Source organism: Roseateles oligotrophus, assembly GCF_014204525.1.
GTDB classification, from domain to species: domain Bacteria; phylum Pseudomonadota; class Gammaproteobacteria; order Burkholderiales; family Burkholderiaceae_C; genus Paucibacter_A; species Paucibacter_A oligotrophus_A.
Window position 1 is genome coordinate 316,103 of the sequence record NZ_JACHLP010000005.1, and the last position, 21,225, is coordinate 337,327.

The following is a 21,225-nucleotide window of genomic DNA, read 5'->3' on the forward strand; positions in this document are numbered from 1 at the left end:
TCGAACGCATCACCGTCATCACTCAGCGTCAAGCCTGCCCGCGTTTGGTTCTGCCGGACTTGGGACTGGGTGCAGGCGCTGGAACGGGCTTGAACTGCTCCAGCAAGGCGCGCAGGGTTTGCGCTTCGCTCTTGAACTGCGTGGCTTGCTCCTGGGACAGCAGCAATTGCTGGGTTTGCTCCGCAAAGTTGGCCTGTAGCCGGCCGAGGCTGAGTTGCGCGGCCTCAAACTCGGTGCTGATGCGGGAATGCTGGGCGGCCAGGTCCAGAGCCCTGGCCTGGGTGTGTCGTTCAGCCTCAAGCTGTTTGGCACGCAAGGCTTCCAGCTGTTTTTCGGCGTTGGCGCGGGCGACGCGCTCGCGGTCTATCTCCAGCAAGGCGCGGCGCTCGGAGCCCAGGGCGCGTTCTTCGCTGGCTTGGACGGCTGTACGGCTTTTTTCCAGTTCGGCCGCGAAATCGGCGCGAACGCGCTCTTGCTGGAACAGCAACTCATTCACCTGACGCTGCAACTCATCGGCGCGCGCCAGGCTGGCGGCGTGCGAGCGCCTTTCGCTCTGCAACTCATCATTGAGCTGCCTATGTTCCGCCCGCAAATCTGACGCGGCGGTACGCGACTCAAGGATCTGGGCTTGCAGACCTTGATTGCTGGCCTCTTGCCGCGCCAAGTCCGCCAGGGCCTGATCGGCGCTGGCCTGCGCCTCCAGCCGCAACGCCGCCAATTCCTCGCGGGCCAAGTCCGTCGCCTGGGTCCAGAGCGTCTGCACCGCATCGGCTGCGGCTTGCTTGAGGGCCTCCGGCAGATCGGGATGGTCGATCTGCACCTTGGCCTTGCCCCTCAACTCCTCCCAAAACCTGGCCAGGGCCTCGGCCGGCACGCTCATCGAGCCTTTGCGCACGTACTGGTAGAGCTTGGAGGCCGTGGGTGCGATGCCGTGGCGAAAGAACAGCAAGGCGCAAACCTCGCGGTACAGGGCCTTGGTTTCGCTGAATCGGGCTTTCAGGGCCTCGACCTCGGCCTGGATCTCTGTTTCTGTGCTCATTGATAAATATTACAACGTAAAAAGTATAATTCAAAGATATTCAGATTAGTCTTTGGACATAATTATCATAATGTCCAGAATCGGCAAAAAGTCCTCTTTGGAATCCATCCAGTGTCAGAAATCGTCTCTCTCGAAGCCCTGAAGCCCTCTTCCGCCCTGGACGGCAGCCAGGGCCTGAACCGCGGCAGCGGCCCCATGCAAATCGATGCGCGGGACGACCGATCGGCCATCCTGGCCTGGCTGGCCCGGTTTGCCGATTCGCCGGCAACGCTGAGCAGCTATCGCAAGGAGTCCGAGCGCCTGCTGCTGTGGTGCGTGATGCAGCGCGAGACCGCCCTCTCCAGCCTGCGGCATGAAGACATGCTGGCCTACCAGCACTTTCTGGCCGACCCCTACCCTGCGCATATCTGGGTGATGGCGCCCGGGCAGAAGCCGGCGCGCAGCTCGCCGCTGTGGCGCCCTTTTGCCGGACCCTTGAGCCCGCAAAGCGTGCGCCAGGCGCTCTCCATCATCAATAGCTTGTTCAGCTGGCTGGTGGCCGCCGGCTATCTGGCGGGCAATCCCCTCGCCCTGGCACGGCGCAAGACCAAGCAGCGCTCGCCGCGTGTCACCCGTTTTCTGTCCATGGACCAATGGGCGCAGGTGCGCATCACCATCGAGTCCCTGCCCCAGGAAACCGAGAGACAGCGCGCCCATGCGGCGCGGGTGCGCTGGTTGTTTTCCCTGCTCTATATCGGCGGGCTGCGGGTCAGCGAGGTTTGCGATGGGCGGATGGCGGGTTTTTTCTGCCGCCCCGGCGCCGATGGCAAGGACCGCTGGTGGATGGAGGTGACCGGCAAGGGCGAAAAAACCCGGCTGATCCCGGCCACCACCGAATTGGTCAAGGAGTTGATGGACTACCGCCGCTCCAGAGGCCTGAGCCCCCTCGCCGCCCACGATGAAACCACGCCTCTGCTGCTGCCCTTGATCGGCCCGCCCAAGGCCATGGCCAGGACGGCCGTGCACGAGATCGTCAAATCCGTCATGGAAGCCACGGCGGCACGGCTGCGCCTCAGCGGTACACCCGAGGCCGCGGCGGCCGCCGCCCATATCGAGCAAGCCTCGACCCACTGGATGCGCCACACGGCGGGCAGCCACCTGAGCAATCAGGTGGACCTGAAAGTGGTGCGCGACAACCTGGGCCACGCCAATATTTCGACCACCAACACCTATGTGCACGCCGAGGACGACAGCCGCCACGATGCCACCGCCGGCGCCCACAAGGCCGGCTGGACGCCGCGATAAGCCGCCTGCCTACAATGAGTGTTTGCTCCGCACAAGCCAGGATTTGGGCGCAGCAAATACCGGAAAACAGCCATGCCCGACTCAGCCGACAGCGCCTTGCACGTCAAACCCTATGTGTACGAGGCCCATGGGCTCAAGGCCTTGCACTTCTCCATCCACGAGATCCAGAGCCGCATGCAGACGGCGCGGCCTTTTGCGCTGGAACTGGAGTACACGCGGGCCATGATGGCCTTCCTGCTGCTGAAGCCGGCGCCCGCCACACTGGCGATGATTGGCCTGGGCGGCGGCTCCATGGCCAAGTTTTGCCACCGCTTTCTGCCGCAGACGCGGATCCAGGTGCTGGAGATCAATCCCCATGTCATCGCCCTGCGCGAGGCATTTGAGGTGCCCGCGGATGACGAGCGCTTCACCGTCCATCAGGCCGATGGCGCCGAGTTCGTCCGCCAGCCACCCTGCCCCCAAGATGTCTTGTTGGTGGATGGTTTCGATGATCAGGGCCAGCCACCGGCCCTGTGTTCGCAGCGTTTTTACGATGATTGCCTTGCGGCGCTGGACGATGAAGGCCTGATGGTGGCCAATCTCCACGCCGGCCACCGCCACTTCGACGCCCATCTGGCTCGCATCGAGCGCAGCTTTGGCGCCGACAAGGTCTTGTCCCTCAAGGACAGCGAGGGCTCCAATGCGGTGGTCCTGGCTTGCAAGGGCGTGGAGTTGCAGGCCTTCAAACCCGCGCCGCTGTGCCAAGCGCCCAGCTTTGATGCCCAGACCTGGGCCGACATGATGCCCGCCTTCGCCAAGCTCGCTGCCGCCATCAGGAATAAGCAGGCCGAAGCTCAATAAGATGCCTGCACTTCGCAAAAAGGAGCGCGCATGAGCACGGACAAGCTGAGGGTGATGATTTCCAGCCGCTGCAAGCCTTATCAGACCGAGGCGGGCGAGACCTTCCCCCTGGATCGGCTGCGCCAGAGCATCAAAGACGAATTGGACGCCGCCCATTTATTGGGCCAGCCCTTGTTCGAATGCTGGATCAATGAGCAAGAGCCTGCCAAGCCGGCCACCCTGGACGTCTGGGACGAATGCATGAAGGCTGTGCGCCAAGCCCAGATCGTCATCGCGCTATACAACGGCGACGCCGGCTGGTGCGCCGAGGGCGGCGACGGGGGCGAGTTGGGTATCTGCCATGCCGAACTCAGCACCGCCTTGCAAACGGGGCGCGACCGGGTCTTCATGCTGAACCTGCCGCTAGCAGCCGAATGCGGCGAGGCCACCGACCGGCGTTTTCAGGAATTCGTTCGACAGGAGCTGAGCTTCAACGGCCCAGCCGCCACAGACGATACCAACGCCTTGGCCAAGTTGAAACAGACCGTGGCCGAAGCGGTAGCCCTGCTGGCACGCGAGGGCAGCAGCCAATTGCGCAAAAGCAGCTATGCCCTGGGCCAGGCCCTGGCCTGGAGTCGGATGAGCTTTGCAGAGCGCAAGCGGGAAATGGAAAAAACGGTCGGCCAGGCCTTGCTGGAGCGCTTTGCGTCGACCAGCCCCCGCTCGCTAGGCGAGTTCAATGCCGGTGGGCTCAGGCTGCTCCTGCAGTTCGAGACTCAGGTCTTGCTGATGACGGTGCATGCCATCCCTGCGCCGATGACGACGGCGGCCGCGCGCGAGATGGTGGGCCGGCCTTTTTTGAGCGACCACAAGGTCCTGCAGGTGGACGAGGCCGAGCGGCCAAAGACCCCGCTCGGCAAGGCGCTGAAATTCCATGGCCCGGTGCATCTGATCGCCTGCCACCGCGGCGTGACCGAGAAGCAGGCCACCGATATGCTGGGCTTCCCCGATGCCACGGTGGTCAGCACCGGCTTTGGTGTCTATGTGCTGGACCCGGTGCAGCGGGTTCAGCTGATCTTGCTGGCCAATTGCCGCGATGCCAGCTCCAGCCGCTACGCGGTGCAACGCTTCTTCGACTGGCTCAAACGCTCGGCGCAGGCGCCCGAGTTCATCGCCCACGCCAAGGCCAGATCGCGCATCGTGCGGGCCATTCAGAAAGAGCAGGCCTGATTCAGCAGACCAGGGGCGCGTCGCCCTCGGCAGCGTCCTCGTCCAGGGCCTCCAGCAGCTCGACGGCCTCGTCCACCAGATGGTCGAACTCGGCCAGATCCACCGCCAAGCCCTTGGGGATCAGGGGCTTGTCCAGCGGGCGGTAGACGCGGCTGTGCAGATGGGCCAGGCGCTCCGAATGCACCATGGCTTGAATCACGCTCTCGGGGTTCAAGAGCATGGCGAAGGGACTGACTAGTGCCGGGCTCAACATATTCACTCTCCTCAGGGGTTTACAAAACAAGATGTAAACAATGTAGGCAGGGCGATGGCCTTGGCGTAGTCGGCCCGCTGCCAAAGGCTTTGTCAGGCAAAGTCCTAGGCGATTGCTGTTGCTGGCGCAGGTTTTTGTCAGCGTGCGGCGGCTTCGGCCAGCTGTTTTTGCGGCCGCTCGCGACCAGCGCGGCGGGCGAAATCTTCGGCACTCAGGCCCTGGGCATTGCGGGGCGTGAGCAGCGCACCGGCCTTGATCAGCAGCGGCGTCAGGTCCAGGGCGCCGTAGCCGGCGGCCATCATCAACGGCGTCGTGCCATTGGGCGCGCGGGCCTCGATGTCGGCGCCTTGTGAGATCAGCCACTGGGCCACGCCGTTGTCGGGCCCGCTGCAGGCGTAGTGCAGCGGGGTCCAGCCGCTTTGATTGATCTCGGCGCCCTTGGCCACCAGCTTCTTGACCCAGTCCAGCCGGCCCTTGATGGCGGCCAGCATCAGCGGTGTCTCGCCCTTGGCATTGCGGGCCTTGATCTCCAGGCCGGGATGGCTCAGCAAGGCATCGAAGGCACGCTCCGAATCTTCCTTCATCGCCGTGGCCAGGGCCTGGCGGCCGCGCGCGTCGAGGGCATTCGGGTCGACGCCGCGCAGCAGCAGCTTGAGCACGCTGCGGCCGTCGTCCATCTCGGCCGCCATCAGCAGATCGTCGATGTCCGCCGCCCGCCCGCTCAGAGGCAGGGCCGTCAACGTCAGCAAAAGCAGGACATAACGACGCGACTGCATGGCAAGGCCCTCCGTACTCAGCTCAGGCCGAACAAGCGCCGGCAATTGGCCGTGGTCTGGGCGGCCAACTCTTCCACGCTGACACCCTTGACCTGGGCCAGGGCCGTGGCCACATGGGGCACATAGGCGGGGCTGTTGGTCCGGCCGCGATGGGGCACGGGGGCCAGATAGGGGCTGTCGGTCTCGATCAGCAGGCGCTCCAGCGGCAGGGCCGCGGCCACATCGCGCAAGTCCTGCGCATTGCGAAAACTCAGGATGCCGGAGAAGGAGACGTAAAAGCCCCGCTCGATCGCGGCCAGCGCGATCTCCACCGTCTCGGTGAAGCAATGGAAGACGCCGCCGGCCTGCTCACCGCCCTCCTCGTCCAGCACCCTCAAGGTGTCGGCCGCGCTGCTGCGGGTATGGATGACCAGGGGCTTGGCCACCCGCTTGGCGGCGCGGATATGGCTGCGGAAGCGCTCGCGCTGCCATTCCATATCGGCCATGCTGCGGCCATTCAGCCGGTAATAGTCCAGGCCGGTCTCGCCGATGGCGACGATTTTTTCGCCCTGGGCCGCCTGCACCAACTCTTCGACCGTGGGTTCGTGGACGTCCTCGTTGTCGGGGTGTACGCCGACCGAGGCCCAGAGCTGCGGGTGAGCCAGGGCCAGGCCATGGACCTCGGGGAACTCCTCCATCGTGGTGCAGATGCAGATGGCCTGCTCCACCTGGGCCTGGCTCATCTCGGCCAGGATTTGCGGCAAGCGGGCTTTGAGCTCGGGAAAGCTCAGATGGCAATGGGAATCAATGAACATGCAAGAGGCCTGGGGCGCCAATGTGGCGGCGCCGGTCAAATGGTCTGGGTGGGCTTGGACGAGGCGATCAGGGTGCCCAGAATTTCTTCTATCCTCAGCTTGATCAGGCGGCTCTTCTCGTCGGCCGGGAAACGCACGCCTATGCCCTGGGTGCGGCCACCCGAGGCATTGGGTGGCGTCAGCCAAGCCACCTTGCCGGCCACCGGGTAGCGCTGGGTGTCCTCGGGCAAGGCCAGCAGCAGATAGACGTCCTCGCCCAGGCGGTAATCCCTTGTGGTGGGCACAAACAGGCCGCCATCGGCAAACACCGGCATATAGGCCGCGTAGAGCGCGCCCTTTTCGCGGAACACCAGTTGGATCACGCTGGGCCGCGCGCCCCCGACAAGGGCGGGCGCGGGAGGAGTGGTCGGAGCAATAGGAGGTTTGGATTCGCTCATGGGTCCGAGTGTAGCCAGGCTGGGCAAGCCCATTTGCTTCCGCGCTCGGCAGCAGCAAGCCGCCTTGCGCAATTTTCCGATTCGCTGGAGACTCTCTCGCCAGGCAAAAATTGCTAGGTTAAGATTTTCTGATAAAAAAGATAACTCGGAAGAGAATGAATAAATTATTAAATTCGTTTGTCTGCAGTCTGTGCTTTTTTCTGCCCCTGAGCGGGGTCGCACAACCCAGCAAACCCAATAAACTCAGCATGCAGGTGGTGATCGACCCGCCTAGAAATGCTGAAGACAAGGCCGCCCTGCAGGCCATGAAAGACGCTCGCACGATCGATCAATTTGCGCAGCATGTAAAAGATAACTTTGTATTGGAGCGGGCGCTAACGCTGCACTTTGGCGGCGAGGATGGCCCGCACTACGACCCTGAGGCCAGCACGATCCACATGCCTTATGGCTTCATCCAAGAAGTCGACGACAATTTTTCCAAAGCACGCTATCAGCGCCCAGGCGTGAGTCGTAAAGAGGCGATCCAGCATGCGATCACCGCCGTCTTATTCCATGAACTGGCTCATGCCCTCATTGACGCCTACGGTTTGCCCATTGTGGGCAAGGAAGAAGACGCTGCCGATGGCTTGGCCGTCGTCGCCTTGATCCGCCTGTACCCCAAAGGGCGCGAGTTGGCCATCAGCGCGGCCGACTTGTATGAAATCGAGAGCCGTGACACCACGCCGGAAAAAGAAGACTACTTCGATGCCCACAGCCTAGACATTCAACGTCACTACAGCATGCTGTGCCAAGTCTATGGCAGCGATCCTGGGCCTTATGCCTGGCTCGCTAAAAAAGCTGGCTTCACACAAGACCGGCGCGAGGGCTGCGAAGAAGAATTCGTCATTCTGGACGATAGCTGGCTGGCCCTGCTTGAGCCCTTTCTCAAAAAAGGCGCGCCGCTGCTCAAGCAATAACTATCCGTTTCGACGCTGAACTTCCTGGCTCTGCCGATTGGAAGCCTCGCGCAAGGCTTGCTGGCCTTGCGCGAACAAGGACTCCATCAGCAAGCCGGCATTCAAGGGGTGTTCGGCATGGCGGGCGGCGCGGCGCAAGGCGGCCTCCCAGGCCTGCAAGGGCGCGGCCAGTTTCGGAGCCGGCAGGCTGGCCGCCGGGAAGAAACTGGGTGCAGCGCCGTGCGCCACGCGCAACAAATCATGGCAAAGGCGCTGCAAGGCGTCGATGGCGCGGGGCTGCGACCAGTCCGACAAGGCCGCCGCCTCGCCACGCGCCAGGCGTTGCGGCAGTTGCTGCCAGGCGGCCGCGCGCAGACCGGCCTCAAACCAGTCACGCGCTTCTTGTGGCCGGCCACCGGCAGCGGCCAGCAAGACCTCGGCACCTTCCACGCCCTGCTCCTTCAGCCACTGCAGGCTGGGCGCATGCGCGGGCAGGCCCAGGGGCAAAGGCTGGCAGCGGCTGCGTATGGTGGGCAGCAAGGCGGCGGGCTCGCTGCTGGCCAGCACAAAGCGCAAGAGCCCGGCCGGTTCCTCCAGGGTCTTGAGCAGGGCGTTGGCCGCCACCGTGTTGAGCGCCTCGGCCGGGTAAACCACCACCACCTTGGCCCGGCCCCGCGCCGAAGTCGCCTGAGCAAAGCCCAGCATGCCGCGCACCGCCTCGATCTTGATCTCACGGCTGGGCTTGCTCTTGCTTTCCTTGGCCGGCGTCTCGCTCTCCTGCGCCCAGCCCAGGGGTTCGCGCAAGGCATCGGGCAAGAGCAGCAGAAAGTCGGGGTGGGTGTGGGACTGGAAGAGATGGCAGCTGGCGCAATTGCCGCAGGCCCAGCGCGGGCGCTCGGGGTCTTGCAGCGGCGCTTCGCACAAATAAGCCTGGGCCAGCAGCAGGGCCAGATCGAACTGGCCCACACCGGCCGGCCCCTGCACGACCAGGGCGTGGGAGCGCGCCGTCGCCAGCGCCTGGCTCAGGGGCTGAGCCAGCCAGGGCAGGGGTAGCTTTTGATCGGGGCCTAGCATCCGCGCGCCTCCAGATGGGCGGCGATCTGGGCCGCCACCTCGGCCACGCTGAGGCTGGCATCGATGCGGGCAAAGCGCTGCGGGGCGGCGGCGGCGCGGGCGGCATAGCCGGCGCGCACGCGCTCGAAGAATTCCAGGTCTTGCTGCTCGAAACGGTCGGCCTCGCGGGCGGCGGCGCGGCGCTGGGCGGCCACTTCGGCGGGCAGGTCGAACCAGAAGGTCAGGTCGGGTTGGCGGCCTTCCTGTACCCATTGCTCCAGCGTCGCGAGCACGGCCAGGTCCATACCACGCCCGGCGCCCTGGTAGGCAAAGCTGGCATCGGTGAAGCGGTCGCAGACCACGGTCTTGCCGGCCGCCAGCGCCGGCACAATCACCTGGCGCAGATGGTCACGGCGGCCAGCGAAAACCAGCAAGGCCTCGGTCAGCCCGTCCATGCTGCTGTGCAGGAACAGGGCGCGCAGGGACTCGGCCAGCGGCGTGCCGCCGGGCTCGCGGGTGTTCAGGACCTCGGCGCCGCGCTCGCGCAGGCGTTGGCTCACGCTGGCGATATGGGTGGACTTGCCGGCTCCGTCTATGCCTTCAAAGGTGATGAATCTGCTGCTACTGCTCACTGGCCACCGCGCTGGTATTTGTTGACCGCGCGATTATGCGCGGCGAGATCTTCGCTGAACTGGCTGCTGCCATCGCCACGCGCCACAAAGTACAGGGCCTTGCTGCGCGCCGGATGCAGGGCCGCCTGCAAAGAGGCCTTGCCCGGCATGGCGATGGGCGTGGGCGGCAAGCCGCCGCGGGTATAGGTGTTGAAGGGGGTGTCGGCCTGCAGATCGCGCTTGCGCAGATTGCCGTCGAAACTGGCGCCCAGGCCGTAGATGACGGTCGGGTCGGTCTGCAAAGGCATGCCGATCTTGAGCCGGTTGATGAAGACCGAGGCCACCAGACCGCGGTCGGCCGCCGTGCCGGTTTCCTTCTCGATGATGGAGGCGAGGATCAGCGCCTCCTCGGGCGACTTCAGCGGCAGGCCCTCGCTGCGGCCTTGCCAGGCAATGTCCAGCTGGGTATTCATGGCCTTGAAGGCGCGCCTGAGCACGGTCACATCGCTAACGCCCTTGCTGTACGCATAGGTGTCGGGGAAGAAGCGGCCCTCGGGCGCCAGGCCCGGTGCGCCGATGGCGGCCATCAACTCGGCATCGCTCATCGCAGCCGTGCTGGGCTTGAGCGCGGGCTGCCTGGCCAGGGCGGCGCGCACCTGGCGGAAGCTCCAGCCCTCGATCAGGCGCAGCTGCTCCAGCACCTCGTCGCCACGCACCATCTTGGCCAGCAGATCGCGTGGCGTGGCACCCTGATGGATCTCATAGCTGCCGGCGCGGATCTGGCGCGACTGGCCGGACCAGCGGAACCATTGGTAGAGCAGGCGGGCGTCCTCCTGCACCCCGGCGTTGACCCAGGCCTGGGCCACCTCGCGCGGCGGCGTGCCGGCCTCCACCGACAACTCCACCGCCGACGCGCCCAGGCGCAGCGGCGCCTGCAACCACCACCAGGCAGCACCTGCCGCGGCGGCCGCCGCCAGGACCGCCAACACCAAGACCCACAGCAGCAAGCCGCCGAGCAGGGATCTGCCGCGCTGTTTCTTCATTCCCAATCCTCAAAGCCCTCAAATCCCAATTCTTTGCCCTTCCGAGTCCGGGTGGAATCGGGCGCTGATGATAATCAGGTCATGAGCACTTCAACTCCCAACACCACGACTATTTCCGGCGCCCTGCGTCTGACGGACTGGGGCCTGATCCGCGCCGAAGGGCCGGAGGCCGCCAAATTCCTGCACGGCCAGCTGACCCAGGACTTTGAGCTGCTGGGCCCGGGCCAGGCCCGCCTGGCCGGTTTCTGCACCGCCAAGGGCCGCTTGCTGGCCACGCTGATCGCCTGGAAAAACGGCCCCGAGAGCATCGATCTGGCCCTGCCGCTGGAGCTGCTGCCCGGCATTCTGAAGCGCCTGTCCATGTTTGTGCTGCGCGCCAAATGCAAGCTGCGCGACGCCACGGCCGAGCAAAGCCTGTGGGGCTTGAGCGGCGCGGCCGCCCAGGCCTGGCTGGCCGAGGCCGCACCCGCCCAGCGCTGGGGCCGCCAGGTCACGGCCGCCGGCGCCACCGTTGTGCGCCTGCCGGACGGCACGAGCGAGGCCGGCGCCCTGCCGCGCTTTTTGCTGGCCCAAGCCCCCGAGGCCGCCGCCCCGGCCCTGCCCGAGTTGTCGGCCGCCGACTGGCAATGGCAGGAGGTGCAGGCCGGCCTGGCCTGGGTGCGCGCCGCCACCAGCGAGGCCTTTGTGCCGCAGATGCTGAATCTGGAACTGCTGGAGGGCGTGAACTTCAAAAAAGGCTGCTACCCCGGCCAGGAGATCGTCGCCCGCAGCCAGTACCGCGGCACGCTGAAGCGCCGCACCCATCTGTTTGAGCTGGCGGGTGCGGCCCAGATCGGCCAGGAAATCTTCCACAGCGAGGACCCCGAGCAACCCGCCGGCCTGGTCGCCGCCGCGGCCCAGCGCGAGGGCCAGGGCCTCTTGCTGGCCGAGGTCAAGATCGCCGCGCTGGAGTCCGGCAGCCTGCATCTGGGCGCGGCCGACGGCCCGGCCCTGCAGGCCCGCGCCCTGCCCTACGCCATCCCGCTCAATTCCGAGGTTTGAGCGAGCCGGCCGAGGTGGAGCTCTACGTCTACTACAAGCTCGCCGGCGCGCAGCGGCAGGCGGCCCTGGCCGCGTTTGCAGCCGCCTGCCAAGGCCTGAGCGAGCCCCGGCCACGCCTGCTGCTGCGGCAGGATGAGGATCCGGCAACAGCCCTGGAGACCTGGATGGAGATCCACACGGGGCCGCGGGCCGAGCAGACCGAGGCCGCCTTGGCCACGGCCCTGGCGCCCTTTGTTCAGGGTGGTCAGCGGCATATCGAAAGATTTGTGCCGCTGAGCCCGCTCACAAGCGCCTGACCATCTCCACATGGCCGATGCCGGCCTCTTCAAAGACGGGGCCGCGCTGCACAAAACCGGCGCGGGTGTAAAAGCCCGCGGCCGAGATCTGCGCGTGCAGGATGATCTCGCGATAGCCCATCTCGCGGCCGCGCTGCAGCAAGGCCTCCAGCACCTCGCGGCCCACCCGGCTGCCGCGCATATTGCGCAGCACGGCCATGCGGCCGACCTTGGCGACGCCGGGCACATGTTCCAGCAAACGACCGGTAGCCAGGGCCTTGCCAAAACGGTTGAAGGCGACGGCGTGCAAGCAGCTTTCATCGGCGGCGTCCCATTCCATCTCGGCGGGGATCTGCTGCTCTTGCACAAAGACTTCCTGACGGATGGCGCGGGCATGCGGACCCAGATCGCTCCACGGGCCCAGCCGGACCTCGACGACAGACTCGCCCGCCTCAAAACCCTCCAGCAGCTTGCGCAGTTCCAGCGGCACCGGCTTGGGGCTCTGAGTCTTGCCATCGGCAAAAACATAAATCAGCTCGCCATGCACCAGCAACTGCTCGCCGCGGAAGACGGCGGCCCTCATCTGGATGGAGCTGTTGCCGATGCGCTCGCAGCGGATGGCGACGTCCAGCAACTCGTCATAACGCGCCGAACCCAGGTACTCCAGCGTGGACTTGCGCACGAATAGATCGCCGCCCAGCTCCGCCATGGTCTCGGCATAAGGCATGGCCATGGCGCGCCAGTAGGCGCTGGCGGCGGTGTCGAAATAACTCAGGTAATGGCCGTTGAAGACGATTTGCTGGGCATCGACCTCGACCCAGCGCACGCGCAGGCGCTCGGCAAAGCGGAAGTCCTGCCGGCGCAGGCCTTTTTTCTCGGTCATGGTTTGAGAGCCTCCTTGAGGGCCTTTGCGCAATCGTCCAAGGCAGTCAAAGCCTCGGGAATGGCGCGGCCCATTTTGATGAAATCGTGCGTGACGCCACGCACCAGTTCCAGGCTCACAGTATTACCGCTGGCGCGCAGGGTATCGGCGTAAACAATACCCTCGTCCACCAGCGGATCGCATTCGGCCAGCAGCAAGAAGGCGGGCGCCAGATCGCTGTGCTCGGCCGCCTCCTGCGGGGCGAAACGCCAGTCACGCCGGTGGTTTCTGGGAATGTAGTGGTTGAAGAACCAGGCTATAGACGCCGCCTCCAGCAAGAAGCCGTTGGCAAACAGCTTGTGCGAGGGCGTGTCGGCATGGGCGCCGGTGCCGGGGGTGATCAGCAATTGCAGGGCCAGGGGCAGCTGGATATCGCGCGCATGCAGGGCCGCCACCGCCGCCAGCGTGCCGCCCGCGCTATCGCCACCCACGGCCAGGCGGCTAGCGTCCAGCCCCCACTGACCGCCCTGCTCGGCCAGCCAGCGCATGGCGGCCCAGCTATCGTCCACCGCCGCCGGGAAGGGGTGCTCGGGCGCCAGCCGGTAATCCAGCGACACCACCGCCACGCCGCTGCGCAAGGCCAGTTGCCGGCACAGGCTGTCGTGGGTCTCGATGCTGCCTATGGTGAAGCCTCCGCCGTGCAGATAAAGCAGCACCGGCAGGCGCTCTGCCGAACTGGCGTAGAGGCGCGCCGGCAGCGGGCCGGCCGGGCCGGGGATCTGCACATCCTCCACCCGGGCCAGGGGGGCGCGCGGCAGGTCCAGGATCTCGGCACCCATCAAATAGGCGATGCGCGCCTCGCTGGGGCTCAGGCTGTGGAAGGGGCGGCGATGCGCCCGCTGTATCCGTTCCAACACACCGGCCATGCGCGGTGTCAACAAGCTGCTACCCAAGAATGCTCTCCATCCACTACGCTCGCACAGGTCGGCAAGCCAGCCCGGCAGTTTGCCAGAGCCTTGAAAGCACAAAGCATGGCCATGATCCAGTACCTGACCCAGATCCATTTGGACTTCGGCGCCAGCGCCCTGCTGCCCCAGGAATGCCTGCGTCTGGGCATGTTGCGGCCGCTGATCATCAGCGACGCCGGCGTGCGCGCCGCCGGTGTGCTGGACCAAGCCATGGCCGGCTGGCTGACGCCGCGCCCGCCGGTCTTCGACGCCACACCCGCCAACCCCACCGAGGCGGCCGTGCGCGAGGCGGTGGCGCTATGCCAGCGCGAGCACTGCGATGGCCTGGTGGCCATAGGCGGCGGCTCCAGCATGGACCTGGCCAAGGGCGTGGCCCTGGCCGCCACCCACGAAGGCCCGTTGCGGCGCTATGCCACCATCGAGGGCGGCAGCGGCCTGATCAGCTCCAACGTGCTGCCCATGGTGGCCGTGCCCACCACGGCCGGCACCGGCAGCGAGGTAGCGCGCGGCGCCATCCTGATCGTCGACGATGGCCGCAAGCTGGGCTTCCACAGCTGGGAGCTGATGCCCAAGCTGGCCCTCTGCGACCCCGCCCTGACCCTGGGCCTGCCACCCGGCCTGACGGCGGCCACCGGCATGGACGCCATCGCCCATTGCATGGAGACCTTTATGTCGGCCGCCGTGAACCCACCCGCCGACGGCATCGCCCTGGACGGCCTGCGCCGCGGCTGGGCCCATATCCTGCGCGCCACCCGCGATGGCCAGGACCGCGAGGCCCGCTGGCAGATGATGAGTTGCAGCATGCAGGGCGCCATGGCTTTTCAGAAAGGCCTGGGCTGCGTGCATTCGCTCAGCCACAGCCTGGGCGGCCTCAACCCGCGCCTGCATCACGGCACGCTGAACGCCCTCTTCCTGCCGGCCGTCGTGCGCTTCAATGCCGCCGCGCCCAGCATGGCGGCCGAAGACCGCCTGGCCCGCATGGCCCATGCCATGGGCCTGAGCGGCTGCGGCGCCGACGGCGAGGCGATTGCACAGGCCATTCGCACGCTGAACGCCGCACTGGGCCTGCCCAGCGGCCTGGCCGCCCTGGGCGTGGGGCCAGAGCTGTTCGAGCGCATCATCGACGGCGCCATGGCCGACCACTGCCACAAGAGCAATCCGCGCCTGGCGACGCGGGCGGACTACCAAACCTTGCTCGAACAGTCGCTCTGATCGCTCCGCTTGAGCTGCGGGATTTTCCTAGGATTCAAACGTGGGGGGGCCATGAGCCGAGCGCAAGCTGGGCCGATAAATTCAAGTCGTCGAAGATGAAAGTCAATGTCGGCGATCGCTTCGCAACCGATGGGAGTTTTGTTATGGCATTGCGTACACCATTTCGTCTGCTCGCGGCTACGGCGACTTTCAGCCTGCTGGCGATCACCGGCCATGTCCAGGCGGCCACCTATACGATGACCGGCGACACCACCGGCGCCCCCACCTTCAACCGGCCCGTGCAGGGGCTCGGCTCCTTGTCGGGCGTGGGCACGGCCGTGCATTACCAGACCTTTTCCTTCAGCGTCGACACCTCAGGCAGCTACAGCTTCACCAGCCTGGCCTCGCCCACCTGGGACAACTTCCTGATCCTGTACCACACCAGCTTCAATCCCGCTGCGGCCTTGTCCAATGCGGTCATCGCCAACGATGATTCGCCGAGTGTTGGTTCGTCCGCGTTCACGACCAACCTGAGCTCAGGGACGCAGTACATCCTGGTGACCACCGGCTTTGGCAATAATCATTTTGGCGCCTACACCGACACCATCACCGGCCCCGGCAATGTAGTCGCCGTGCCCGAGCCCGAAAGCTATGCCTTGATGGGCGCCGGCCTGGGCTTGCTGGCCTGGGTTTCGCGCCGCCGCCAAGCCAAGGCTTGATGGCCCGCTGACCGCCAATGAAAAGAGCCCGGTGATGCCGGGCTCTTCGGTTTCCGACGGGGTCCGCTTAGATGCAGCGTTATAGTGAGAATTATTCTCATTTGCTCCTTGCCCAGCCCGCTGCATCTTCCCGTGACCACCCATACCGCCCCGCTTCACGGCCAAATTCATCTCCTTTGCAGCGAGCACCACGGCTGGTTGTTGGGCTTCCTGCGCAGGAAGCTGGGCTGCAGCCACCGGGCGGCCGATCTGGCACAGGATACTTTTGTTCGCCTGCTCGCAACGGGTACCCCGGCCATCATCGAAGAGCCGCGCGCCTATCTGAGCACGGTCGCCAAGGGCTTGCTGATCAACTGGTACCGGCGCCAGGCGCTGGAGCGTGCCTATCTGGAGGCGCTGGCCCTGCTGCCCGAGCCGCTGGCCCCGTCGGAAGAGCAGCGCGCCCTCATCCTCGAAACCCTGCATGCGGTAGACGCCATGCTGGACGCGCTGCCGGCACAGGTCCGGCGCACCTTCCTGCTCTCGCAGATCGAGGGCCTGGGCTATGAAGACATCGCGCAGCAGCTGGGCGTCTCGCTATCCACCGTCAAGCGCCATATGAAGCTGGCCTTCCGGCAATGCCTGGAGCTGGTCGAAACATGAGCGGCAATGCCATCCCGCCCCGCATCCTCGATGAAGCCGCCGATTGGCTGAGCCGCCTGGCTGCCGATGACGCCAGCGATGCCGACCGCGCCGCCTGCGAGCGCTGGCGCCAGCGCAGCCCCGAGCATGCCCGCGCCTGGGCGCGCGCCCAGGCCCTGCTCGACAAGCTGGGCTCCCTGCCCCCCGGCCTGGCCATGCCTGCGCTGAACCGGCCAGCCAAGGTGGGCCGCCGCGCTGCGCTGGCCAAGCTCGCCGCGCTGCTGCTGGTGCTGCCCGGCGGCTGGGCCGGCTGGCGGCTGGCCGAGGACCATGGCTGGGCGGCCGAGCACCGCAGCGCCGCTGGCGAAGGCCGCGAGCTGCTGCTGGCCGATGGCAGCCGCCTCAGGCTGGACACGGCCACCGCCGTCGATGTGCGTTATGACGCCACCCAGCGCCTGCTGCAACTGCGTGCCGGCCAGATTCTGGTGGAAACCGCAACACAAACCGCACCCTTTCGCGTTGCCACGTCGCAGGGCCGCATGCAGGCCCTGGGCACGCGCTTTGGCGTGCGCATCGCCAATGGCCGCACACAGCTGACGGTGCTGGAAGGCATGGTGCGCATCGAACCCTTGAGCGGCGCCCCGCAGTTGCTGAAAGCGGGCGAACAGGCGACGTTCAGCGCCCAGGCCGTCGGCCCCGTCAGCCACCTCGACGCGGCCAGCACGGCCTGGACACGCGGCATGCTGCTGGCCGACAAGATGCCGCTGGCCGTGCTGGCCGCCGAGCTGGCGCGTTACCGCCGCGGCATCATCCACTGCGAGCCAGCCATCGCCGGCCTGCCCGTCTCGGGCGCCTTCCCCGTCGGCGACAGCCAGGCCACCGACCGCGCGCTAACCATGCTGGTCTCCACCTACCCGGTCGAGGCCAAGCTGCGGCTGCGCGGGCTGTGGGTGAGCTTGGCGGCGCGCTAGTGGCGCAGCCGCTAAACGACGATCGCCAGACCTCGTTCCTGGACCAGCCGCAGCAGCTTCAAGGCCGTGCCCGTGGGTCGCTTTTGTCCGATCTCCCACTTCTGGACGGTAGACAGGCTGGTGTTCAGAAGCCGGGCAAAAACAGCCTGGCTGACCTGCGAGGCCTCGCGAATCTTCTTGATCTCCTCCGGCCGCAGCGGCTCGATTGGCGGCAGGCACAGCCGGTCAAACTCGCGCAGCGTGATCCTGTCCATCGCACCCGCCTCATGCAGGCCCCGCGCCGTCTCGTGCATGGCTTCGAGAATGGCAGATTTGGTCTTACGCATCACAGAACACCTCAATCAATTCACCCGCCTGTTCGGCCTTCGCAAGCGCTGGCCCGGTCAGCGACAGCAGATGTGCCGCCATCGCCTTCAACGCGGCCTCCTCGTCCTTGTCGATATTGCTGCGCTCATTTTTCGCGAAGCCATAAACAAAGACCCAGCGATCACCCTTGTTGGTGGCGACCAAGGTGCGGAAACCACTGCTCTTCCCTTGTCCAGGGCGCGCCACCCGCTTCTTGAACAGACCGCCGCCGAGGTCTGCATCGAACAAACCGTCCAGCATTTCACGCACAGCCGCACAGAGGCTTGAGGGCGCCAAGCCCTGCTTGCGCGACCAGCGGTCGAACCAGCGGGTTTTGTAAATCGCCATGCCCTGCATTTTATAGCACTAAGTGCTATTAATTTAAGCCTTCCACAGGCCCCTATTTAGCTACCCGGCCAGGATTGATCGCAAAGGCTGACACTTTTTTCGTTCTCGGCTGGCAAGGGGATGAGACCTCTCATTCATTCCCTTCTTCCTTGACCGAAAGCAGCCATCCCATGCCTTTTGCCTCTTCGCGGCCCCAGCCCCCTGCCCTTTATGCCGCCCCTGTCTTGAACCCCCTCGCCCAGGCCGTGCAACTGGCACTGCTGGGCATGGCCTTGGTCGCCGCCCTGGGCGCCAGCCCGGCCGCCCGGGCGGCCAGTCCGCAGCCCCTGGATGCCGTGGCGGTGCAAAGTTATGAACTGCCCGCCGGCCCGTTGGGGCGCACGCTGGCCGGCTTTGCCGTCCAGGCGGGCATTGCCCTGTCCTTCGAGCCCGCGCTCACCGAAGGCCTGCGCAGCCCGCCTCTGCAGGGCCGTTTCAGCGCTCGCGAAGCCGCCACCCGGCTGCTGGCCGGCAGCGGCCTCAGCCTGGTGCTGCGTAGCGACGGCAGCTACACGCTGCAAAAAGCAGCCCTGACTCTGGAAGAGGCCACGCTGCCGGTGGTGCGGGCCAAGGCCAAGGTGGAGCGCGAGACGGCGACCGGGCCGGTGCTGGGCTTTGTGGCCACGCGCAGCGCCACGGCAACCAAGACGGACAGCACGCTGCTGGAAATTCCCCAATCGCTGTCGGTCATAGGCCGCGATGAGATCGAATCGCATGGCTTTCTTAGCACGCGCGAGGCCTTGCGCTACACGGCCGGGGTGCAGACCGAACCCTGGGGTATCGACGACCGTCCCTACCAGTACGCCACAATCCGCGGGTTCGACCCAGCCTCCTACCTCGACGGGCTGCGCCTGCCGAGTTCCCCGAGTGGCTGGACATTCGGCTCAAGCGAATCCTACGGCCTGGAGCGGGTCGAGGTGCTGCGTGGGCCGTCCTCGGTGCTGTTCGGCCAAGGCGATGTTGGCGGCTTGGTCAACTGGGTCAGCAAGCTACCCCGGCAGCAGGCGGTGAACGAGGTGGAACTGCAGCTTGGCGGCAATGCCTTGCGCCAGCTTGGCATCGACCTCGGTGGCAGCGCCGATGCCGAGGGGCGCCTGCTGTGGCGATTTGTCGGCCTCAGCCAGGAGCGCAATTCTCAACACGATTTCCCTGGTTTCAAGCCCTTGGGTGCCAGTCGCCAATACCTGGCGCCGTCGCTGACCTGGCTGCTCTCCCCGGCCACCCGCCTGACCCTGCACGGCAGCTATTTGCAACACCGCAGTCCAGGGAACTTTGCTGAGTATGTCTACGATCAAGGAGGCCGTAGCGGCGTGCTGACCGACGAACCCGGCTACACCCATTTCGAACAAAAACAATGGGGCATCGGCTACAAACTCGAGCACCGCTTCGATTCCGGCTGGCGCTTGCAACAGGATCTGCGCACCGCCTCCCAAGCCATCCCGGATCACACCACCCTGTCCGCCTACGGCCGGGCCGACCCGGTCAGCGGCATATTGCCCCGCACCAATGTACTGGTTGATGAGTTGCTACGCTCCACCGCAGTGGACACGCGTTTGCTAGGCAGCTTTGTCACCGGCGCCGTCGAGCATCACCTGCTCGTCGGTGTCGATGGGCTGCGCAGCCACTCCGACGTGGAGAATACCTACTCGCCCAAGGCGCCCAGCCTCGATATTCACAAACCGGTCTATGGCGTCGGCGTCAGCCGGCCGGGTGCCGCGGAGCGCAGCAGTGATTACAGCGAGATCCAACATCTGGCCGGTCTCTACCTGCAAGACCAGATCAAATTCGGCCCGCATTGGCAGCTTACCTTGGGTGGCAGGCAAGACTGGGTGAAGAGCCGGCAAAACAACCGCCTGAACGGCGAAAAGACCGGTGCCAACGATCAGGCCTTCACCGGCCGCGCCGGGCTGAGCTACCTCGCCAGCTCGGGGCTGGCGCCGTATCTCAGCTATTCCGAGTCCTTCCTGCCCACGACCGGAAAGGACGGCCAGGGCGAGCCCTTCAAGCCCACCCGGGGGCAGCAGGTCGAGCTGGGCGTCAAATACCAGCCATCCGGCGCCCGCACTCTGCTGACGGCGGCGGTGTACGAGCTGAGCAAGACCCATGTCGTCAGCTACGACCCGGTAACCTTTGCGGGCCACCAGCGCGGCGAGATATGCACGCGCGGCCTGGAACTGGAGGCCAAGGCTTCGCTGGTTAACGGGCTTGATCTGACGGCCCAGTATTCGTTCAACAATGTAGCGACCACCCGCGACAGCAACCCTGGCCTGATCGGCAAGCGCCCGGTCGGCGTGTCCCGGCACCTGGCATCGGTCTGGCTGGATTACACAATCCAGAGCGGTGAGCTGAGCGGCCTGGGCTTCGGTGCCGGCGCGCGCTACCGGGAGGGCTTCTATGGCGACGACAAGAACTCGGTGAGCAATCGCAGCATCACCCTGGTCGATGCCACGCTGCATTACACGAGCGGCCCCTGGCGCTTGGCGCTGAACGGCAGCAATCTGTTCGACCAGGAACAAGGCAGCTACGCATGGGGCGTGTACTGGCCCGGCGTCAAACGTGCGCTAACGGCCAGCCTGCGCTACCAGTTCTGAGCGGCACGCGAGGCGGGCGCCGCCCGCCTCTCCATCACCCAGCTCGCCGATGCGCTGGGCCAGCGGTACCAGGATCTGATTCCGCTGCTGTGAATAGTTTGGGGTCGGAGTCAATTAATTGACTCCGACCCCATTTTTTCACATGGCTTGGCACCATGCATGCACAGTGCACAAAATGTGCCTACCAACCGCCTGCCTTCGGGAGTGACCCATGGACACCACGGCCTTCGCGGAAGTGCTTGAAGCGGCACGCGAAGCGGGCACCTCCCGCTTCTCAGCCACCTACCTCGCCGATGCGCTCGGCCTGCAGTACCAGGATCTGGCCTCGCTGGCCGGGGTGCATCGCAACACCTTGCGCACCCACCCCGAATTGCCGCGGCTGCAGGCGGCGCTGCGAGATCTGGTGCGGGTGCTGTCGGCCGCCAGGACGCTGCAGCCGGATACCGCACGAGCCTTCTTCATGGTCAAGAACGAGCCCATCCCGGTGTTTCGCCACAAGACCTTGTTGCAGTTGGTGCAGGAAGGTCGCACGGATGATGCGGTGGACTATCTGGAGTCCGTCAGCGCCGGTTTCACCGGATGATTCTTTGCGACCTGCCTCCCGGCACGCCGCTGTTTCGCGCGCATGTGCCGCAGTGGGCGAGCCGACCCACCAGTGGCGCCGGTGCTGCACGCAAGGGCGGACGCTTCAACCGCGAAGGTGTCGCCGCGCTGTATCTGTCGCTGGACGAATTGAACCGCCCACCTGGGTGCTTGGCGATATGGTGCTGGCCCAGGGACACAAGGGCATCTTGTTTCCCAGCCAGGTTCATGCCGGCGGGAGCAATGTGGTGGTGTATGTGGACAGGCTCAAGGACGGCGCTTCGGTCGAAGCCAACGATCCCAATGGCGATCTCCCCAGGGACCGCTCCAGTTGGCGGCGCTGAGCAAGGCCTGCAGCAAGGGCCGATGAACCTGGCACTGAGCTTGTCCAGGGTCCA

At 65.5% G+C, this 21,225-nt stretch carries 25 protein-coding genes and 1 pseudogene; 14 read left to right on the forward strand and 12 right to left on the reverse strand.

The window, feature by feature from the left end; genetic code table 11:
* Nucleotides 1-28: 28 nt before the first annotated feature.
* The gene (locus HNP55_RS13910) at nt 29-1,039 is read right to left on the reverse strand and encodes a DNA-binding protein (protein ID WP_184300370.1); all 1,011 of its coding nucleotides are present in this window, start codon (nt 1,037-1,039) and stop codon (nt 29-31) included.
* Nucleotides 1,040-1,150: 111 nt separating this feature from the next.
* On the opposite strand from HNP55_RS13910, the gene HNP55_RS13915 reads away from it, so the two are divergent.
* From HNP55_RS13915 to HNP55_RS13925, 3 genes are all read left to right on the forward strand, one after another.
* Nucleotides 1,151-2,323, forward strand: coding sequence for a tyrosine-type recombinase/integrase (locus HNP55_RS13915; RefSeq protein ID WP_348648705.1), 1,173 nt, complete (start codon nt 1,151-1,153; stop codon nt 2,321-2,323).
* Nucleotides 2,324-2,395: 72 nt separating this feature from the next.
* A complete protein-coding gene (locus HNP55_RS13920) occupies nt 2,396-3,163 on the forward strand; it encodes a transferase (protein ID WP_184300373.1) in 768 nt (255 codons plus the stop codon).
* Between the two features lie 30 nt (nt 3,164-3,193).
* A complete protein-coding gene (locus HNP55_RS13925) occupies nt 3,194-4,372 on the forward strand; it encodes a hypothetical protein (protein ID WP_184300376.1) in 1,179 nt (392 codons plus the stop codon).
* Between the two features lies 1 nt (nt 4,373).
* On the opposite strand, the gene HNP55_RS13930 is transcribed toward HNP55_RS13925, so the two are convergent.
* The 4 genes from HNP55_RS13930 to HNP55_RS13945 all read right to left on the reverse strand — a co-directional run bounded on the left by HNP55_RS13930 (nt 4,374) and on the right by HNP55_RS13945 (nt 6,632).
* Entirely contained in the window at nt 4,374-4,625 is a 252-nt protein-coding gene (locus tag HNP55_RS13930; protein WP_184300379.1) for a hypothetical protein, read from the reverse strand.
* Between the two features lie 137 nt (nt 4,626-4,762).
* A complete protein-coding gene (locus HNP55_RS13935; protein ID WP_184300384.1) occupies nt 4,763-5,401 on the reverse strand; it encodes an ankyrin repeat domain-containing protein in 639 nt (212 codons plus the stop codon).
* Nucleotides 5,402-5,418: 17 nt separating this feature from the next.
* On the reverse strand, nt 5,419-6,195 hold the full coding sequence (locus HNP55_RS13940; protein WP_184300386.1) for a TatD family hydrolase: 777 nt from the start codon (nt 6,193-6,195) through the stop codon (nt 5,419-5,421).
* Nucleotides 6,196-6,230: 35 nt separating this feature from the next.
* Nucleotides 6,231-6,632, reverse strand: a complete 402-nt coding sequence (locus HNP55_RS13945; RefSeq protein ID WP_221439583.1) for a PilZ domain-containing protein — start codon at nt 6,630-6,632, stop codon at nt 6,231-6,233.
* A gap of 248 nt (nt 6,633-6,880) precedes the next feature.
* Here HNP55_RS13945 and HNP55_RS13950 point away from each other — a divergent pair, with 248 nt between their 5' ends.
* Nucleotides 6,881-7,588 (forward strand): DUF4344 domain-containing metallopeptidase, encoded by a 708-nt coding sequence (locus tag HNP55_RS13950; protein ID WP_221439584.1) that lies wholly within the window; start codon nt 6,881-6,883, stop codon nt 7,586-7,588.
* Here the strand turns inward: HNP55_RS13950 and HNP55_RS13955 are convergent, their stop codons facing one another.
* Genes HNP55_RS13955 through mltG form a run of 3 tightly spaced genes read right to left on the reverse strand, consistent with a single transcriptional unit; the run spans nt 7,589 to nt 10,274 of the window.
* Entirely contained in the window at nt 7,589-8,641 is a 1,053-nt protein-coding gene (locus HNP55_RS13955; protein ID WP_184300394.1) for a DNA polymerase III subunit delta', read from the reverse strand.
* Nucleotides 8,635-9,252 carry a dTMP kinase gene (gene tmk / locus HNP55_RS13960; protein ID WP_184300397.1) on the reverse strand — a complete coding sequence of 206 codons (618 nt, stop codon included), beginning with the start codon at nt 9,250-9,252 and terminating at the stop codon, nt 8,635-8,637. The genes HNP55_RS13955 and tmk overlap by 7 nt, the downstream gene beginning before the upstream one ends.
* On the reverse strand, nt 9,249-10,274 hold the full coding sequence (mltG, locus tag HNP55_RS13965) for an endolytic transglycosylase MltG (RefSeq protein ID WP_184300400.1): 1,026 nt from the start codon (nt 10,272-10,274) through the stop codon (nt 9,249-9,251). Before mltG ends, tmk begins: the two co-directional genes overlap by 4 nt.
* An 81-nt stretch (nt 10,275-10,355) precedes the next feature.
* Here mltG and HNP55_RS13970 point away from each other — a divergent pair, with 81 nt between their 5' ends.
* Together HNP55_RS13970 and HNP55_RS13975 are read left to right on the forward strand one after the other, a co-directional pair.
* Nucleotides 10,356-11,315 (forward strand): YgfZ/GcvT domain-containing protein, encoded by a 960-nt coding sequence (locus HNP55_RS13970; protein ID WP_184300403.1) that lies wholly within the window; start codon nt 10,356-10,358, stop codon nt 11,313-11,315.
* Nucleotides 11,312-11,611, forward strand: coding sequence for a DUF4936 family protein (locus HNP55_RS13975; RefSeq protein WP_184300405.1), 300 nt, complete (start codon nt 11,312-11,314; stop codon nt 11,609-11,611). The genes HNP55_RS13970 and HNP55_RS13975 overlap by 4 nt, the downstream gene beginning before the upstream one ends.
* On the opposite strand, the gene HNP55_RS13980 is transcribed toward HNP55_RS13975, so the two are convergent.
* Together HNP55_RS13980 and HNP55_RS13985 are read right to left on the reverse strand one after the other, a co-directional pair.
* Nucleotides 11,598-12,473, reverse strand: a complete 876-nt coding sequence (locus tag HNP55_RS13980; protein ID WP_184300408.1) for a YbgC/FadM family acyl-CoA thioesterase — start codon at nt 12,471-12,473, stop codon at nt 11,598-11,600. The two genes, HNP55_RS13975 and HNP55_RS13980, sit on opposite strands and share 14 nt — an antisense overlap.
* Complete coding sequence (locus tag HNP55_RS13985; protein WP_184300763.1) at nt 12,470-13,378, reverse strand: alpha/beta hydrolase; 909 nt, start codon at nt 13,376-13,378, stop codon at nt 12,470-12,472. Before HNP55_RS13985 ends, HNP55_RS13980 begins: the two co-directional genes overlap by 4 nt.
* A 105-nt stretch (nt 13,379-13,483) precedes the next feature.
* Between HNP55_RS13985 and HNP55_RS13990 the strand changes: the two genes are divergently transcribed.
* From HNP55_RS13990 to HNP55_RS14005, 4 genes are all read left to right on the forward strand, one after another.
* Nucleotides 13,484-14,632, forward strand: a complete 1,149-nt coding sequence (locus HNP55_RS13990) for an iron-containing alcohol dehydrogenase (RefSeq protein ID WP_184300411.1) — start codon at nt 13,484-13,486, stop codon at nt 14,630-14,632.
* A 143-nt stretch (nt 14,633-14,775) separates the two neighbouring features.
* Nucleotides 14,776-15,330 (forward strand): FxDxF family PEP-CTERM protein, encoded by a 555-nt coding sequence (locus tag HNP55_RS13995; RefSeq protein WP_184300414.1) that lies wholly within the window; start codon nt 14,776-14,778, stop codon nt 15,328-15,330.
* Nucleotides 15,331-15,462: 132 nt separating this feature from the next.
* Nucleotides 15,463-15,972 carry a sigma-70 family RNA polymerase sigma factor gene (locus tag HNP55_RS14000; protein WP_184300417.1) on the forward strand — a complete coding sequence of 170 codons (510 nt, stop codon included), beginning with the start codon at nt 15,463-15,465 and terminating at the stop codon, nt 15,970-15,972.
* Complete coding sequence (locus HNP55_RS14005) at nt 15,969-16,922, forward strand: FecR domain-containing protein (protein ID WP_184300420.1); 954 nt, start codon at nt 15,969-15,971, stop codon at nt 16,920-16,922. The genes HNP55_RS14000 and HNP55_RS14005 overlap by 4 nt, the downstream gene beginning before the upstream one ends.
* A gap of 11 nt (nt 16,923-16,933) precedes the next feature.
* Here HNP55_RS14005 and HNP55_RS14010 read toward each other — a convergent pair whose 3' ends face one another.
* Entirely contained in the window at nt 16,934-17,248 is a 315-nt protein-coding gene (locus HNP55_RS14010; RefSeq protein WP_184300423.1) for a helix-turn-helix domain-containing protein, read from the reverse strand.
* The gene (locus HNP55_RS14015; protein WP_184300426.1) at nt 17,241-17,615 is read right to left on the reverse strand and encodes a type II toxin-antitoxin system RelE/ParE family toxin; all 375 of its coding nucleotides are present in this window, start codon (nt 17,613-17,615) and stop codon (nt 17,241-17,243) included. Before HNP55_RS14015 ends, HNP55_RS14010 begins: the two co-directional genes overlap by 8 nt.
* Before the next feature lie 224 nt (nt 17,616-17,839).
* On the opposite strand from HNP55_RS14015, the gene HNP55_RS14020 reads away from it, so the two are divergent.
* The 4 genes and pseudogenes from HNP55_RS14020 to HNP55_RS24855 all read left to right on the forward strand — a co-directional run bounded on the left by HNP55_RS14020 (nt 17,840) and on the right by HNP55_RS24855 (nt 21,171).
* Nucleotides 17,840-20,245, forward strand: coding sequence for a TonB-dependent siderophore receptor (locus tag HNP55_RS14020; protein WP_184300429.1), 2,406 nt, complete (start codon nt 17,840-17,842; stop codon nt 20,243-20,245).
* A gap of 211 nt (nt 20,246-20,456) precedes the next feature.
* Nucleotides 20,457-20,828, forward strand: coding sequence for a DNA-binding protein (locus tag HNP55_RS14025; RefSeq protein WP_184300432.1), 372 nt, complete (start codon nt 20,457-20,459; stop codon nt 20,826-20,828).
* A pseudogene (locus tag HNP55_RS24850) lies at nt 20,825-20,917 on the forward strand (RES domain-containing protein); the annotation flags it as partial. The gene HNP55_RS14025 and the pseudogene HNP55_RS24850, both read left to right, overlap by 4 nt.
* Before the next feature lie 77 nt (nt 20,918-20,994).
* The gene (locus tag HNP55_RS24855) at nt 20,995-21,171 is read left to right on the forward strand and encodes an RES family NAD+ phosphorylase (protein ID WP_409993745.1); all 177 of its coding nucleotides are present in this window, start codon (nt 20,995-20,997) and stop codon (nt 21,169-21,171) included.
* Nucleotides 21,172-21,225 lie beyond the last annotated feature (54 nt).

What these genes read in the sequence shown, in the direction of transcription:
- HNP55_RS13910 (WP_184300370.1), bottom strand. Translation starts at nt 1,039, where the DNA reads ATGAGCACAGAAACAGAGATCCAGGCCGAGGTCGAGGCCCTGAAAGCC.
- HNP55_RS13920 (WP_184300373.1), top strand. Translation starts at nt 2,396, where the DNA reads ATGCCCGACTCAGCCGACAGCGCCTTGCACGTCAAACCCTATGTGTAC.
- HNP55_RS13925 (WP_184300376.1), top strand. Translation starts at nt 3,194, where the DNA reads ATGAGCACGGACAAGCTGAGGGTGATGATTTCCAGCCGCTGCAAGCCT.
- HNP55_RS13930 (WP_184300379.1), bottom strand. Translation starts at nt 4,625, where the DNA reads ATGTTGAGCCCGGCACTAGTCAGTCCCTTCGCCATGCTCTTGAACCCC.
- HNP55_RS13935 (WP_184300384.1), bottom strand. Translation starts at nt 5,401, where the DNA reads ATGCAGTCGCGTCGTTATGTCCTGCTTTTGCTGACGTTGACGGCCCTG.
- HNP55_RS13940 (WP_184300386.1), bottom strand. Translation starts at nt 6,195, where the DNA reads ATGTTCATTGATTCCCATTGCCATCTGAGCTTTCCCGAGCTCAAAGCC.
- HNP55_RS13945 (WP_221439583.1), bottom strand. Translation starts at nt 6,632, where the DNA reads ATGAGCGAATCCAAACCTCCTATTGCTCCGACCACTCCTCCCGCGCCC.
- HNP55_RS13950 (WP_221439584.1), top strand. Translation starts at nt 6,881, where the DNA reads ATGCAGGTGGTGATCGACCCGCCTAGAAATGCTGAAGACAAGGCCGCC.
- HNP55_RS13955 (WP_184300394.1), bottom strand. Translation starts at nt 8,641, where the DNA reads ATGCTAGGCCCCGATCAAAAGCTACCCCTGCCCTGGCTGGCTCAGCCC.
- mltG (WP_184300400.1), bottom strand. Translation starts at nt 10,274, where the DNA reads ATGAAGAAACAGCGCGGCAGATCCCTGCTCGGCGGCTTGCTGCTGTGG.
- HNP55_RS13970 (WP_184300403.1), top strand. Translation starts at nt 10,356, where the DNA reads ATGAGCACTTCAACTCCCAACACCACGACTATTTCCGGCGCCCTGCGT.
- HNP55_RS13980 (WP_184300408.1), bottom strand. Translation starts at nt 12,473, where the DNA reads ATGACCGAGAAAAAAGGCCTGCGCCGGCAGGACTTCCGCTTTGCCGAG.
- HNP55_RS13985 (WP_184300763.1), bottom strand. Translation starts at nt 13,378, where the DNA reads ATGGCCGGTGTGTTGGAACGGATACAGCGGGCGCATCGCCGCCCCTTC.
- HNP55_RS13990 (WP_184300411.1), top strand. Translation starts at nt 13,484, where the DNA reads ATGGCCATGATCCAGTACCTGACCCAGATCCATTTGGACTTCGGCGCC.
- HNP55_RS13995 (WP_184300414.1), top strand. Translation starts at nt 14,776, where the DNA reads ATGGCATTGCGTACACCATTTCGTCTGCTCGCGGCTACGGCGACTTTC.
- HNP55_RS14005 (WP_184300420.1), top strand. Translation starts at nt 15,969, where the DNA reads ATGAGCGGCAATGCCATCCCGCCCCGCATCCTCGATGAAGCCGCCGAT.
- HNP55_RS14010 (WP_184300423.1), bottom strand. Translation starts at nt 17,248, where the DNA reads ATGCGTAAGACCAAATCTGCCATTCTCGAAGCCATGCACGAGACGGCG.
- HNP55_RS14015 (WP_184300426.1), bottom strand. Translation starts at nt 17,615, where the DNA reads ATGGCGATTTACAAAACCCGCTGGTTCGACCGCTGGTCGCGCAAGCAG.
- HNP55_RS14025 (WP_184300432.1), top strand. Translation starts at nt 20,457, where the DNA reads ATGGACACCACGGCCTTCGCGGAAGTGCTTGAAGCGGCACGCGAAGCG.